Here is a 14,955-nt window from a genome sequence, read left to right on the forward strand (position 1 = left end):
ACCCATGTTTGCCGTTTTGTCCACCGCCCGCAAGTCCGTCGCACGACTTGTGATTCTTGCATCCGCTCTGTGGATCGCCGCCTGTGAACCGGTCTCGCTGTCGAATACCGGCGCGATACCCGGCGACACCGTTGCCGTTGCGCTTCTGGTGCCGCATGGCGCGTCAAGCGTGCAGGAACAGAAACTGGCGCGCGATCTGGAAAATGCCGCACGTCTGGCCGTTTCGGACCTGAACAACGTCCAGATTGACCTGCGCGTCTACAGCACGGCAGGCAATGCGGCGCAGGCCCGTGCCGAGGCGATCAAGGCCGTCAACGACGGGGCCCGGATCATCGTTGGACCGCTGCACGCGGAATCGGCAAATGCGGTCGCGGTCGCGGTTGCCGGGCAGGGCGTAAACGTGATGGCCTTCTCGAATAATTCCACGATCGCCGGCGGCAACCTTTTCATCCTGGGGCAGACTTTTGAAAACACGGCCGGCAGGCTGGCACGCTATGGGGCGCAGAACGGCAAGAACCGGGTCGTGACCGTCTATGCCAACAACCTGTCCGGCCAGCTGGGCAAACAGGCGATCGAGCGCGCGGTCAGCGCGGCAGGCGGCAGCAATGTGGGCAGCGTCGGCTACGAATTCTCGCAAAACGGCGTGGTTGATGCTGTGCCGCGGATCACCTCGGCAGTGGCAGCGGGCAACGCCAACGCCATTTTCCTGACCTCCAACACCGCCGGCGCGCTGCCGCTTTTTGCACAGATGCTGCCCGAGGCGGGCCTGCCCCCGGAAGAGGTGCAGTATATCGGCCTCACCCGCTGGGACACGCCGCCGCAAACCCGCAGCCTGCCGGGCGTGCAGGGCAGCTGGTTCGCCATCCCCGACCCCTCCCGCACGGCGCAGTATAACAGCCGCTTCACCGCCAGCTTTGGCGAAACGCCGCACCCGCTGAGCGGCCTGGCCTACGACGGAATCGCCGCCATCGGTGCCCTGAGCGAAGCCCGCGGCAGCGGGGCGCTGTCGCGGAACGCGCTGACACAGGCGGCCGGCTTTCAGGGCGTCACTGGCGTCTTTCGCCTACTGCCCAACGGCAGCAATGAACGCGGCCTGGCCGTGGCCACGATTCGCGACAGCCAGGTGTCCGTCATCTCGCCGGCGCCCCGGGGCTTTGGCGCGGCAGGGTTCTAAGCAGGGTCAGACACGGCAGAATGACAGAAAACCGATCTTATCCGGATGATCTGATCTGCCCGGCGAAAGAGATTTTTGATCACAATACCATTCGCCGCCAGCTGGCCGAGGCGGCGGATCAAAGCGGTGACGACCAGATGCTGCTGCGCCGCTCGGCGGTGGGAATACTGGGCGCGGCGCAACGCAGCGGCCGAGATGCCATCGCCGCCGCCCTGGCCGCCCATCCCTTCGAGGCCGCCGCCACCATCCGTTCCTACAGCTGGCTGACAGATTGCATCATCCTGTCGGTGCTTGATCTGTCGGTCGGTCACATGCACCCATTGCCAACCCCGACCGAGGCCGAGCGGATATCGGTTCTTGCGGTTGGCGGCTATGGCCGGGGCGAGATGGCGCCGCAATCGGATGTCGATCTGCTTTTTCTGACGCCCTACAAGATCACCCCCTGGGCCGAGAGCGTCATTGAATCGATGCTCTATATCCTGTGGGACCTGAAACTGAAGGTCGGCCATGCCAGCCGCACGGTCCGCGATTGCCTGCGCCTGGGGCAGGAGGATTTCACCATCCGCACCGCCCTGCTGGAACACCGCTTTCTGGCCGGAGACGTCGATCTGGCAGAGCGGCTGAACCGTCGCCTTTGGAACGATCTGTTCAAGGGCAGCGCACCTGAATTCATCGAAGCCAAACTGGAAGAGCGCGACATCCGCCACGAAAAACAGGGCGGTCAGCGGTACATGGTCGAGCCCAATGTCAAGGAAGGCAAAGGCGGGCTGCGTGACCTGCAATCGCTTTTCTGGATTGCAAAATACGTGCACAGGGTACAGGACGCGGCCGAACTGGTGCGCCTCAAGGTGTTTACGGAAGAGGAATTCGACAAATTCACCGCCGCGCATGATTTTCTCTGGGCCGTGCGCTGCCATCTGCACCTGCTGACCAAGCGCCCCAATGACCAGCTGACCTTTGATTTGCAGGTCGAGGTGGCTGACCGCATGGGCTATGTCGATATTGCCGGGCGCCGGGCTGTCGAGCATTTCATGCAGGATTATTTCCGCCACGCCACGGTGGTCGGCGACCTGACCCGCATCTTCCTGACCAAGCTGGAGGCGGCGCATGTCAAGTCCGCACCCCTGCTGCAACGGCTGTTCAAACGCAAACGCAAGCTCAAGGACGGATATGCCGAGGTGCATGGCCGCATCGCCATCGCCAATGAAAAGAAGTTCCTCAAGGACCGGCTGAACCTGTTGAGGATTTTCGAGGAAGGCCTGCGGACGGGCATGTTGATACATCCCGATGCCATGCGCCTGGTCACCGCCAACCTGCACATGATCGACAATGACATGCGCGACGACCCGGTGGCGCAGAAACTGTTCCTGGGCCTGCTGCTGAAGCACGGCAACCCCGAACGCGCGCTGAGGCGCATGAACGAGCTGGGCGTCCTGTCTGCCTTCATCCCCGAATTCGAGCCCATCGTGGCGATGATGCAGTTCAACATGTACCACCACTACACGGTCGATGAACACACCATCCAGTGCATCAGCCAGCTGGCCCAGATCGAGCGCGGCGAGCTGACCGGGGATCTGCCGGTGTCCTCTACGATCTTCAAAGAAGGTATCAACCGCCGGGTGCTCTACGTCGCGTTGCTGCTGCACGATATCGGCAAGGGCCGGGACGAGGATCATTCCATCCTGGGTGCGCAGATCGCCCGCAAGGTGGCGCCACGACTGGGGTTGAAGCCGAAAGAGGTCGATACCACCGAATGGCTGGTGCGCTATCACCTGCTGATGTCGGACATGGCGCAGAAACGTGACATCGCCGATCCCCGCACGGTGCGCGATTTCGCCAAGGCGGTGCAGACCCGCGAGCGGCTTGATCTGCTGTTGATGCTGACGGTCTGCGACATCCGCGGCGTGGGGCCGGGAACCTGGAACAACTGGAAGGCCTCGCTGTTGCGCGCGCTCTACCGCCAGACCCGCCGCGCGATGGATGGCGGGCTTGAGGCGCTGAACCGCGAACAGCGCGGCTCGGACGCCAAGCGCAACCTGCGCGATGCGCTGACAGACTGGGATACCAAGGATATCCGGGCCGAGATTGCCCGGCACTATCCCCCGTACTGGCAGGGACTGCACGTCACCGCGCACACGGTCTTTGCCCGGCTTCTGCGTGATCTCGAGGAAGGTGAGATTGCCATCGACCTGCACCCCGACGAAGACCGCGACGCGACCCGCGCCTGTTTCGCGCTGGCCGATCATCCCGGCATCTTCTCGCGCCTGGCGGGCGCCCTGGCGCTGTTGGGGGCGAATGTTGTCGATGCGCGCACCTATACCACCAAGGACGGTTTCGCCACGCCCGCCTTCTGGATCCAGGACGCCGAGGGCCACCCCTACGAGGCCGACCGCCTGCCGCGCCTGCGCCAGATGATCCAGAAGACGCTCAAGGGTGAGATCGTCGCCCGCGAGGCGATCAAGGACCGCGACAAGATCAAGAAACGCGAACGCGCGTTCCGTGTCCCGACCCACATCACTTTCGATAACGAGGGATCCGAGATTTATACGATCATCGAGGTCGACACCCGCGACCGCCCCGGCCTGCTTTTTGACCTGACCCGCACCCTGGCCGACAACAATGTCTATATCAATTCGGCGGTGATCGCGACCTATGGCGAGCAGGTCGTCGACACGTTCTACGTCAAGGACATGTTCGGCCTGAAATTCCACTCCAAGTCCAAGCAGGAAACCCTGGAAAAGAAACTGCGACTGGCGATCAGCGCAGGGGTCGAGCGCGCAAGCGTCTGAACAGTGGCGTTCCGGGATACGGCCTGTACCGTCCCGGCCGCGGCAGTGCCGTTTGGCGGATCGTGCGGACCGAACACCCGCTGCGCAGCATCGCGGCACGGCATCACCCGGCACATCCATGCCCGATTTCGCGATTGTCCCGGCCCCGTTCCTCGGGCTATGCAGAGGGCAGGTACAGTCAGGAGCCTTTGACATGAGTGATCTGCCGGGAATCGTCGTGACCGGAGCCTCGGGCCGGATGGGCCAGATGCTGATCCGCACCATAGCTGACAGCCCCCGCGCGCAGCTTATCGGCGCCCTGGAACGCCCCGGACATGACTGGATCGGTCAGGACGCGGGTGCGGCGATGGGCGGGGCGGATCTGGGCGTGACCGTCACCGATGACCCGCTGGAGGTGTTCGCCAAGGCGCAGGCGGTCATTGATTTCACCGCCCCCGCCGCCACGGTCGATTTCGCCACCACCACCGCGCAGGCGCGCTGCGTGCACGTGATCGGCACGACCGGCCTGACCCAGGATGACATCAAGCGGCTGGATGCCGCGGCCCGCCACGCGGTGATCGTGCGGGCCGGGAACATGAGTCTTGGTGTCAACCTGCTGACCCAGCTAACCAGGCAAGTGGCGGCCGCGCTGGACGAGGATTTTGATATCGAGGTGATCGAAGCGCATCACAACCAGAAGGTCGATGCACCCTCGGGCACCGCGCTGATGCTGGGTGAGGCCGCCGCCGAGGGGCGCGGCGTGACACTTGATGCCTGCGCCGACCGGGGCCGCGACGGCATCACCGGCAAGCGCGAACGGGGCCATATCGGCTTTTCGGCCATTCGCGGCGGCGACATCGTGGGCGAACACGACGTGCTTTTTGCCGCGCCGGGCGAACGTATCGTGCTGCGCCACATCGCCAGCGACCGGGGCATTTTTGCCCGCGGTGCACTCAAGGCCGCGCTTTGGGGCATCGGGCGCAAACCCGGCGCCTATGACATGCTGGACGTGCTGGGGCTGAACGAAAACTGATCCAAACCCGCAGGTGGCGCGTATCTCTAGGGACAAACAAGGAGATATGAGCCATGCGTTTCGCCGTTCTTGCCGTCCTCACAGCAATCCTTGCCGCGCCGGTTTCCGCCGACGGGTTCGCCAAGATTTCCAAGAAATCGGATTTCGTTTCCCTGATCGATGGCCGTGACCTGCAACGCTTTGGCATCAAGCTGAATGTCACCCCGGAGGGGCAGATATCCGGTAAGGCGTTTGGTACCGAGGTGGTTGGCGCATGGCGCTGGCAAAACGGGTATTTCTGCCGCGATCTCTACTGGGGCTCGCGCGATCTGGGCCCCAACTGCCAGACCGTGAAAATCCAGGACAACACCCTGCGCTTCATTGCCGATCGGGGCCGGGGCGACCAGGCGGATTTCGCCCTGAAATAACGCCCACGGGTCGCGTTCACGACAGGCCGCCGCGCCGCGCACTTGATAGCAATCCGGTCGCGACGCCCCTGCCGCCGACAGTTGCCAAGCCACCGATTTGGTCGATTCGCCGAAATGCGCTATCCTGAAGCTCTATTTCAGGAATTGTTTCGGAGTTTTGTGATGCGATCATTGATATTTGCGTTTCTTTCAACACTTGTTCTGGCGCTGCCCGTCAAGGGCGCCACGCTTGTTGATCTTGTCGGCGACGAAGACGGGTTCGGCATCGGCACCAATGTGGGCGATCCCTTCAACTTTGGCGCCCTGGCATTCCCCGATGGCGATGGCACCGACGAATGGACCGGTCCGCATTTCTTTTTCGCGCATACATTTGATCTGACCGGGCTGGGGCCGCTTGCCTCGGCCACGCTCGAGATTTTTCACGGTGGGCAAGGGCAGCTGAACAACACCGGCGCGCAGGTCTTCGTCGATGGTGTGTTTGCGGGCATGTTGACCCGTTCGGTCGATTTCAACCCCGTCCCGGCAAACAATATCGCGCTGATCGACACTTTCGACCTGACGCCTTTCCTGGGCCTGTTCAACGACGGCGCGGCGAATGTCTCTCTGTTGGCGCCCACCAATAACGATTTCTGGGCGGTCGACTATTCCAAACTGACCTTCTCGGACGGCATGGGAGCGATCCCGCTGCCCGCCTCGCTGCCGCTGTTAATGGCGGGGCTGGGCCTGCTTGCCGCGGCGCGGCGGCGCAACAGGCACTGATCCGCGGGTTCGGCGCCCCCTTCCCCCTCGGAGCCTGATCCGCTACTCCTGCGGCAACCGCCCCCGGAGCGAGGCCCGAGCATGAAACCCACCCGCCTGATTTCCAGCGTGCTGACCGTTGGGGTCTGGACCCTGCTCAGCCGGGTGCTGGGATTCGTGCGCGATGTCATCATCGCCAACCTGCTGGGGCCGGGTGTCTTGATGGATGCCTATGTGGCCGCCTTCCGCCTGCCCAACATGTTCCGCCGCTTCTTTGCCGAGGGCGCGTTCAACGCCGCCTTCGTGCCGATGTTTTCCAAGCGGCTGGAGGCCGATGAGGATCCGATAGGGTTTGCGCGGCTTGCCATGTCCGGTCTGGCGCTCATCCTGCTGGTGTTGACGGGGCTGGCGATGGTCTTCATGCCCGCGCTGGTCTGGGCCACGGCCGAAGGGTTCTACGGCGACGAACGCTTTGACATCACCGTGGAATTCGGCCGCATCACCTTTCCCTACATCCTCTTCATCTCGCTGGCAGCGCTGTTTTCAGGCGTGCTGAACGCCGCCAACCGGTTTGCCGCCGCCGCCGCCGCACCGGTGCTGCTGAACGTGATGCTGGTCACCGCCATGAGCGTGGCCTGGCTGCGCGGCACGCCCGTGGCGCCGGCGCTGATCTGGACCATTCCCTTTGCCGGGATGGCACAGCTGGTGCTGGTCTGGGTGGCCGCCGACCGTGCCGGGTTGCGCATCCGGCCCGTCCGGCCCCGCTGGACCCCCGAGATGGCACAACTGGTGCGCATCGCCATACCCGCGGCGCTGGCTGGCGGGGTGATGCAGGTCAATCTGCTGGTGGGGCAGCTCGTGGCGTCGAATTACGACAAGGCGGTCAGCTGGCTCTATGCCGCCGACCGGCTTTATCAGTTGCCCCTGGGCGTGGTTGGCATCGCCGTCGGCATCGTCCTGCTGCCGGACCTGTCGCGGCGGTTGAAGGCCGATGATCACATCGGCGCACGCGAGGCGCTGTCGCGCGCGGGTGAAATTTCGCTGGCGCTGACGATCCCGTCGGCGGTGGCGCTGATGGTAATCCCGCTGCCGCTGGTCTCGACCCTGTTCGAGCGCGGCGCATTCGGCACCGACGACACCGCCGCGACGGCCACCGCCGTGGCGATCTACGGGCTGGGCCTGCCGGCATTCGTTCTGCAGAAAATCCTGCAACCGCTTTACTTCGCGCGCGAGGATACCAAGACCCCGTTCCGCTATGCCGTCGTGGCGATGGTGATCAACGCCGCGGTTGCCATCGGCCTGTCTTACGCCATCGGCTGGATCGCGGCGGCGATCGCCACGACGGTGGCGGGATGGGTCATGGTCTGGCTGCTTGTGCGCGGCACGCGGCCGTTCGGCGAAGTGGCCCGGTTCGACGCACGTTTCAGGCAACGGCTGTGGCGGATCGTGCTGGCATCGGTCCTGATGGGGGTCGTGCTGTGGGTTCTCTGGATGCTGTTGGGTCCGATGCTTGGCATTCCGGGGCTGCGCTGGATCGCGCTGCTGGTGCTGATCGTTCTGGGCAGCCTCAGCTATTTCGGCATCGGGCAGATGATCGGCGCGTTCAGAATGTCGGAACTGCGCGCCTCGCTGCGGCGCTGAGGGCGGAATTACTGCCGCCGGATGCGGTCTCGGATCTTGGCCCAACCGCCCGGCGCCAGCAGGAAAGACAGTGCAAAGCCGAAGGCAAAGCCGCTGACGTCGGCCAGCCATTCGCCGTTGCTGCCAAAGAGCACTCCAAAGATCAGTTGCAGCGCCATCAACACACCGATCAGCGAGAAGGCACGCGCCTGCTGCGCGCCCATCTGCCCCAGTTTCAGCCATATCAGATAGGTGAACCCGCCGATCAGCCCGTAGACGCCGGGAAAGGCCCCCACCAGCATCAGCTGCTGCCCGGCAAGCGCCCCGTAAATCACCGCGCCGCCGACAGAAGAAGCAATGAACAACAGCAGCGTGGCCCATTGGCTGAAGACTTCGCCCACGAATTTGCCCAGGGCAAGCAGCATCGCACCGGCGAAAAGCGCGTGGGTGAACGTGCCGTGAATGAAGATGTAGCTGACATAACGGATCAGATGTTCCGCCGGATACCGGCCGTTCTGCAGCATCCAGGCCGCGACATCGCTGTTGACGCCGTAGCTGCGAATCGCCGAAACCCGCCAGCCGATCCCGGCCGGCCCGCCGGCCAGCCCGCGCGCACCCAGCTGGAACACCAGTTCGATCCCCATGATGACCAGGAAAAGCGCCACGATGACCGGCGGCAACGGATTGACCGGGCTGATGTTTTCGGGGCTGCTCATGCCTGCTCTCCTTGACGGGGCTTTGGCCCATGGGTAAGCGAGGCGGACGAAGAAATCCAGTCGGAGTTGACAAATGACCGAGGCGGCGTTCACACCGCGCGTATTCTCAGGCATCCAGCCATCGGGCGGGCTGACCCTTGGCAATTACCTGGGCGCGCTCAAACGGTTCGCGCAGGCGCAGGACCGGGGGATCGAGACGATCTATTGCATGGTCGATCTGCATGCCATCACGGTCTGGCAGGATCCCGCAAAGCTGCGCCATGCCACGCGCGAGCTGTGCGCGGGTTTTATCGCCTCGGGTGTCGACCCCGAAAAATCCATCCTTTTCAACCAGTCCCAGGTGGCCGCGCACGCGCAGCTGGCCTGGATCTTCAACTGCGTCGCGCGCATGGGCTGGATGAAGCGCATGACCCAGTTCAAGGACAAGGCCGGCAAGAATGCCGAAAACGCGTCGCTGGGGCTGTTTGGCTACCCGGCACTGATGGCCGCCGACATCCTGGTCTATCACGCCACGCATGTGCCCGTGGGAGAGGATCAGAAACAGCACCTCGAGCTTACCCGCGACATCGCCACCAAGTTCAACCACGACTACGGCATTGATTTCTTTCCGATCACAGAACCGGTGATCGAAGGTGCGGCCACGCGGGTGATGAGCCTGCGCGACGGGTCGAAAAAGATGTCGAAATCCGATCCGTCGGACATGAGCCGGATCAACCTGACCGATGATGCCGACACGATCGCCAAGAAGATCCGCAAGGCCAAGACCGACCCCGAGCCGCTGCCCTCCGAGGTGGATGGGCTGGAAGGCCGCCCCGAGGCGCGCAACCTTGTCAACATCTTCGCCGCCCTGTCCGACCAGTCCGTTGACCAGGTGATGGCAGAGGTCGGCGGCAAGGCATTTTCCGAATTCAAGCCTCTCCTGGCCGATCTGGCCGTGGCGCAGATGTCACCGATCTCGGACGAGATGTCCCGGCTGATGCAGGACGTGAGCGAGATCGACCGTATCCTGGCCGACGGCGCCGACCGTGCCCGCGCCATCGCCGCGCCAATCCTGCGGAAAACATACGAAATTGTCGGCATGGTCGGGGCATAAGACCCGCATATCCCGCTTAGTGGAAGCAACGGTTTTCACACCGCTCAGGTGACGCGCCGGCCCGGCATTGTGACATGGCGCACAGATTCTGGGCGAAAACGCCGGATTGCGCGGTTTGGCGCAGAACACATATCCTTCTTTTGAACAAGAGAAGGCGTCTGTCATGACCGAACCCATCCATCCTCAAGCCCGTATCGGACACGTGCACCTGAAAGTGGCCGATCTTGATCGGGCGATCGCGTTCTACAGCGGTGTGTTGGGGTTTGAGCTGCAACAGAAATTCGGCACGCAGGCGGCGTTCCTGTCCGCCGGCGGGTATCATCATCATCTGGGCCTGAACACCTGGGACAGCCTTGGCGGAACACCGGCACCCAAGGGGCATACAGGGCTCTATCATACGGCAATCCTCTATCCCTGCCGCGCGCAGCTGGCCGACGCGGTGGCGCGGGTCAAGGCCGCCGGGATTCCCATCGAGGGCGCGGCGGATCATGGGGTGAGCGAGGCTGTCTACATCTCGGATCCCGATGGCAACGGTGTCGAGCTCTACCATGACCGTCCCGAGGCGGACTGGCCCCGTGGCGCGGACGGATCGCTGGCGATGGTGAACCGGCCGCTCGACATTGACAAACTTTTGGCCGACGCCCCGCGCTGAGACTGGACCTCTCTGGTCGGGCGTCCTAGGTTTGCGGCGAATCCGGGGGACACCATGGCGACAGGCAAGAATATCCGCACCTATTTCAACGGCAGCTGGCACGAGGGCGACATCGCCGTCATGAAGGCCGCAGATCACGGCATGTGGCTGGGCAGCAACGTGTTTGACGGGGCCCGGCTGGCCAACGGGCTGACACCGGACCTGGACAGGCACTGCGCGCGTGTCAATGCCTCGGCCGAGGCGCTGATGGTCACGCCGACCGTGACGCCCGAAGAGATGGTCGGGATCGTCAAGGAGGGGCTGCAGGCCTACGCGCCGGACGCGGCCGTCTATATCCGTCCGATGTACTGGGCAATCGACGGCGGTCTGTCGGCAATCGTGCCCAAGGAGGGCGGCGGCACCGGCTTTGCCATCTGCCTGGAAGCGATCGCGATGGCCCCGCCCGAAGCCTCGGCCACGCTGACCCGAACCCGGTTCCGCCGCCCGGTTCTGGAGAATGCGGTGGTGAACGCCAAGGCCGCCTGCCTCTATCCCAACAACGCGCGGATGCTGGCCGAGGCCCGCAGCAAGGGATTCAGCAATGCGCTGGTGGCCGATGCCCTGGGCAACGTGGCCGAAACGGCGACCGCCAATGTCTTTGCCGTCAAGGACGGAGAGGTCTTTACCCCCGTGCCCAACGGCACCTTCCTGGCAGGAATCACCCGGGCGCGGCACATCAGCAACCTGCGGGCCGACGGTGTGGTTGTGCATGAGAAGGTGATGGGCTTTGACGAGTTCCACGATGCCGACGAAATCTTCCTGTCGGGCAATATGTCCAAGGTCACGCCGGTGACCGCCTTCGACGATACCAATTACCAGATCGGCCCGATGACCCGCCGCGTGCGTGACATGTACTGGGATTGGGCGGCGACGGCGGGCTGAACGACCCGATTGATCCTGCCTCGTCAAGTGCCGCGACATGCGCGAAGATCGCCTCTCGGGCGGGCAAAGTGTGACCCAGGAGCCCGAGATCAGATCGAAGGTTTAGGCAGGCCGGCACCGGGGCCGACAATATCCTGGGCTGTCATCGTGCCGGGTGCGTTCACGGGCCAGTCTTGCGATAGACATGAAGACGGTGCGTCACATCCTCGGCACCATAGGGCATCGACCGCAGGCTTGCGCTGGACCAGACCTCTTGCCAGGCACCTGCATCCGACAGGGCCGCGATACGTGCCGGATAGGCGGGCTCCTGCGCGGGATCGTCGCGCAGGCTGAACACGATCGGCGCGCCCGGTTTGGCGACGCGTATCAGCCCGTCCAGGCTGTCGGGCGGGGCATGGTTTGGCGTGATCGTGCCGATACACAGGACCGCGCCCATGCTGTCATCCGGCAGGTCCAGCCGGGGCCCCAGGGCGCCCTGATGCAATTCGGCATAGATCCCTTTCTGCCGCGCAACGGCCAGCATCCCCTCCGACAGGTCGAGACCGATCAGCGGACCATAGCCCAGATGCGCCAATGCTTCGGCCTGAAGGCCGCCACCGCACCCCGCATCCAGGATTGGCGCGGTTTCGGGCGGCACGAACCGTGCAAACACCCCGGCAGCAAGGGCGGGCAGGCGATACCCCATCGCACAGAGATCGCGTTCGTAGCTATCCGCCCATTGGTCATAGGTGGCCTGCTGCTCGTCAGGACTGGTTTGCGCGTAGGATTTGAGTACCTTGTTGTCATTCATGACCTCAGCCTTTCATTCCGCGGATCCCAGGGCATGTCGGGCAAGACTGTTGCCGCCACAGGGCTGCCCAGAAGCGATACCTCAAGCCGGGTGCCGGCCTGCTGCGCGTCCTCGGACAGAAACGCGATGGCAAGGGATTTCCCGACCGCGTGGCCATAGGCCGCCGATGTGATCGACCCCACAAGCACACCCTGCTTGAACACCGCTTCGCCGATCAGAGCATCGGTCTCTTCGCCCTCAAGGGCAAGCAGCGATATCTTGCTGCGCGGTGTCCGCGCCAGCATTGCGTCGCGGCCGACAAAGATCTTGTCCGTCGCAGCAAAACGTTCTTGTGCCACGTCCCGATGGCCGGCGTCATTGGCCAGTTCATGCCCGCCGCGGTAGAATTTCTCAAGCCGGAGGCTGTCGAGCGCCTTCGAGCCGAAGGCGGCAATGCCGTATGGTTGACCGGCTTTCCACAGCGCATCCCAGAGCAAACCGAGCCGGTCGTTCGGCGCGTGCAGTTCATAGGCCAGCTCGCCGGTAAAGCTTAACCGCATGGCAAGCAGCTTCACCCCTGCGACCGTCAGTCTGACGCAGCCCAGCCAGCGGAGCGCGTCGTTCGAAACATCGTCCGCGGTGCAGGCCGCCAGCACCTTGCGCGCTATTGGTCCGGCAAGGCACAGGATGCCGGTTTCATCGGACAGATTGGTCAGCGTGACACCGTCCATCGCAACGCCGCAATGCAGTGTCAGCCAGTCCCAGACCCGGCGTTCCGATGGCGCGCCGGTAACAAAATAAAACTCCTCGGGCCCGGTGCGGGCAATCGTGGCCTCGCCTTCGATCGTGCCCTTGCGATTGAGCAGAAGGGTCAGGCATGTGCGCCCCGCAGATGGCATCCGGTTGGCGCAGACAGCGTTAAGCCAGGTTTCGGCCCCCGGACCTTCGATACGGAACTTGGCAAAAGCCGACAGGTCGGCCAGTCCCGCGCGCTCGCGCACGGCTTCGCATTCGGCAGCGATACGGGCAAATGCGCCGGTGCGTCGCCACCCCTCCGGGTCAGGTGCGTAAAGGCGTGGTCGCTCCCAGCCGCCAGCCTCCTCAAAGGTTGCCCCCAGGGCGGCTGTTCGATCATGCGCGCCGGACAGCCTGATGCCGCGGCAGCTGTTCCGCTGATGCTGGGCGAACGGCATGGCCTGGCGCAACGTGTAATCCTCGGTCGCGCGGGCGCGGGCATATTCGGCATCGGCCCAGTGACCGAACCGGCGCGGATCAAAGGCGCGTGTGGAGATATCAGCCGACCCCTCGACCATCCACTGCGCCAGTGCCCGTCCCGCCCCGGGCCCCCAGGCGATGCCAACCGTCGCCCCGCAGGCAAGCCAGTAGTTTCGCAGACCCGGCGCCGGTCCCAGCATCATGGCCCCGTCCGGGGTATAGGTAATGCCGCCGTTGACGACCCGCCTGATCCCCCTGTTCATCAGCGCAGGCATCCGTTCGAAGCAATTCTCCAGCCACGGTGTGATCCCGTCCCAGTTGGGCGCGAACAGCTCATTCGCGCTGTCCCAGGGGCAACCGTCCAACCAGACCGCCTGCGGCGCCTGTTTGTCATACAGACCAATCAGGGCAGAGCCCTGTTCGCGGCGCATGTAGCCGCAGAAATAATCGTCACGGGTGACGGGTATCTCATGCTCCATTCCGTCGAATTCCGGCACGGCATCGGTGACGACATAATGGTGCAGCATGGTGGTAATCGGCAGGTCAAGCCCGGCCATGGCGCCCAGTTGGCGGGCGTGATACCCCCCGGCATTGACCACATGTTCCGCGACGATCGTGCCGTGTTCGGTCACGACTTCCCATTCGCCCGAGGGCATCTGGCGGGTACCCGTGACACGGCAGTTGCGGATCACTTTCGCGCCCAGTTGCCGCGCACCCCTTGCCATCGCCTGACAGGTGCCCGAGGGGTCCACATGCCCGTCGTCGGGGGTATAGACCGCGCCCAGAACGCCCGCGGACGTGACATCGTAAAGGGGATTGAGCCGCGCCACTTCGGCCGGATCAATTACATGAACCTCTTGTCCCCGGGCCAATACGGCATCGCGGATGTGATTGATCCAGTCCATATGCTCGGGGCTGGTCGCGACCCGCAGAGACCCGCAACCATGCCAGCTAACGCCGACGCCGGTTTCGTCCTCGATCCTCTTGTAGAGATCAACCGCATAGTCATGGATGGCCCCCAGGGCCTGCCCGCCGATCATCCGGCTGACCAGCCCCGCGGCGTGCCAGGTGGCGCCGCTGGTCAGTTCGGCCTTTTCGATCAGCACCGAATCCGTCCAGCCCAGGCGCGCCAGATGATAGATCACGCCTGCCCCCATATTGCCGCCGCCGATGACAACGACACGTGCATGGCTCTGCATGGCTACCGCCGCAGATTGACCGGCGTGTTGGCCCAGACGATCTGCGCCGGGGTATCGCCGGGATTGCTATAGCGATGGGGGATGTCCCCCGCGAAGGAAAAACTGTCGCCGGCATTCAGGCGAAACACCTTTTCACGCAATTGCAGATCGATCTGGCCCTTGAGCACCAGCCCGGCCTCTTCCCCCATATGAGTGTATAGCTCGTCGCCCGAATTGCCGCCCGGCTCATAGGTCGAGATCCCAAGCGCAAGCTGACCATCCAGGCTGGCCGACAGCAGATGGTCCTCGAACCCCATGTAATCGGTTGATGTCAGCCCGGAATAGCTGAGCTTGCGGCGCCGGTTGGCCCGCACGACGAAGGGGCGCTCGTCAGCCGGCACGGGGCCGTCGGTTTCAAAGAACCACCCCACCGGCACCCCCAAGGCGCCGGCAAGCTCCTGCAAGGTTGTGACCGAGGGCCTGGCCTGACCCCGCTCTATCTTCGAGATGAAGGAAACTGATTTGCCGCTGGCCGCCGCCAGATCCTCAAGCGTCAGCCCTTGCGCCCGGCGCAGGCCGCGCAGGTCTTCGCCCAGCTGTGTCAGGGCATCGTCGGTGTGGCTCGGTTCATTTTTCTTGACGTACATGACAAATTGATGGCAACAATTTTC

13 protein-coding genes are annotated in these 14,955 nt (G+C 63.7%); 9 read left to right on the forward strand and 4 right to left on the reverse strand.

Going from position 1 to position 14,955, the window contains the following annotated elements; translation table 11 throughout:
• Window positions 1–4 precede the first annotated feature (4 nt).
• From AAFO92_RS19530 to murJ, 6 genes are all read left to right on the forward strand, one after another.
• Complete coding sequence (locus AAFO92_RS19530) at window positions 5–1,174, forward strand: penicillin-binding protein activator (RefSeq protein WP_347538053.1); 1,170 nt, start codon at window positions 5–7, stop codon at window positions 1,172–1,174.
• A gap of 20 nt (window positions 1,175–1,194) precedes the next feature.
• Window positions 1,195–3,963, forward strand: a complete 2,769-nt coding sequence (locus AAFO92_RS19535) for a [protein-PII] uridylyltransferase (protein WP_347538055.1) — start codon at window positions 1,195–1,197, stop codon at window positions 3,961–3,963.
• 193 nt (window positions 3,964–4,156) lie between these two features.
• The gene (gene dapB / locus AAFO92_RS19540) at window positions 4,157–4,975 is read left to right on the forward strand and encodes a 4-hydroxy-tetrahydrodipicolinate reductase (RefSeq protein WP_347538057.1); all 819 of its coding nucleotides are present in this window, start codon (window positions 4,157–4,159) and stop codon (window positions 4,973–4,975) included.
• A 53-nt stretch (window positions 4,976–5,028) separates the two neighbouring features.
• Window positions 5,029–5,382, forward strand: a complete 354-nt coding sequence (locus AAFO92_RS19545; RefSeq protein WP_347538059.1) for a dihydrodipicolinate reductase — start codon at window positions 5,029–5,031, stop codon at window positions 5,380–5,382.
• A gap of 162 nt (window positions 5,383–5,544) precedes the next feature.
• A complete protein-coding gene (locus tag AAFO92_RS19550) occupies window positions 5,545–6,141 on the forward strand; it encodes a VPLPA-CTERM sorting domain-containing protein (RefSeq protein ID WP_347538061.1) in 597 nt (198 codons plus the stop codon).
• A gap of 81 nt (window positions 6,142–6,222) precedes the next feature.
• Entirely contained in the window at window positions 6,223–7,761 is a 1,539-nt protein-coding gene (gene murJ / locus AAFO92_RS19555) for a murein biosynthesis integral membrane protein MurJ (protein ID WP_347538063.1), read from the forward strand.
• Window positions 7,762–7,769: 8 nt separating this feature from the next.
• Here murJ and AAFO92_RS19560 read toward each other — a convergent pair whose 3' ends face one another.
• Entirely contained in the window at window positions 7,770–8,456 is a 687-nt protein-coding gene (locus AAFO92_RS19560) for a rhomboid family intramembrane serine protease (RefSeq protein WP_347538065.1), read from the reverse strand.
• 73 nt (window positions 8,457–8,529) lie between these two features.
• Between AAFO92_RS19560 and trpS the strand changes: the two genes are divergently transcribed.
• From trpS to AAFO92_RS19575, 3 genes are all read left to right on the forward strand, one after another.
• Complete coding sequence (gene trpS, locus AAFO92_RS19565) at window positions 8,530–9,549, forward strand: tryptophan--tRNA ligase (RefSeq protein ID WP_347538067.1); 1,020 nt, start codon at window positions 8,530–8,532, stop codon at window positions 9,547–9,549.
• 163 nt (window positions 9,550–9,712) lie between these two features.
• Window positions 9,713–10,201 (forward strand): VOC family protein, encoded by a 489-nt coding sequence (locus AAFO92_RS19570; RefSeq protein WP_347538069.1) that lies wholly within the window; start codon window positions 9,713–9,715, stop codon window positions 10,199–10,201.
• Window positions 10,202–10,255: 54 nt separating this feature from the next.
• Complete coding sequence (locus tag AAFO92_RS19575; RefSeq protein WP_347538070.1) at window positions 10,256–11,122, forward strand: branched-chain amino acid aminotransferase; 867 nt, start codon at window positions 10,256–10,258, stop codon at window positions 11,120–11,122.
• Between the two features lie 160 nt (window positions 11,123–11,282).
• Here AAFO92_RS19575 and AAFO92_RS19580 read toward each other — a convergent pair whose 3' ends face one another.
• From AAFO92_RS19580 to AAFO92_RS19590, 3 genes are read right to left on the reverse strand one after another with little or no spacing between them, the layout of a single operon-like run.
• Window positions 11,283–11,912 (reverse strand): class I SAM-dependent methyltransferase, encoded by a 630-nt coding sequence (locus AAFO92_RS19580; RefSeq protein ID WP_347538072.1) that lies wholly within the window; start codon window positions 11,910–11,912, stop codon window positions 11,283–11,285.
• Window positions 11,909–14,305 carry an FAD-dependent oxidoreductase gene (locus AAFO92_RS19585; protein WP_347538074.1) on the reverse strand — a complete coding sequence of 799 codons (2,397 nt, stop codon included), beginning with the start codon at window positions 14,303–14,305 and terminating at the stop codon, window positions 11,909–11,911. The genes AAFO92_RS19580 and AAFO92_RS19585 overlap by 4 nt, the downstream gene beginning before the upstream one ends.
• Before the next feature lie 2 nt (window positions 14,306–14,307).
• Window positions 14,308–14,931 (reverse strand): helix-turn-helix domain-containing protein, encoded by a 624-nt coding sequence (locus AAFO92_RS19590; RefSeq protein ID WP_347538076.1) that lies wholly within the window; start codon window positions 14,929–14,931, stop codon window positions 14,308–14,310.
• Window positions 14,932–14,955: the final 24 nt, after the last annotated feature.

It is taken from the genome of Roseovarius sp. CAU 1744 (genome assembly GCF_039839345.1).
In the GTDB taxonomy this organism is placed as follows: Bacteria; Pseudomonadota; Alphaproteobacteria; order Rhodobacterales; family Rhodobacteraceae; genus Roseovarius.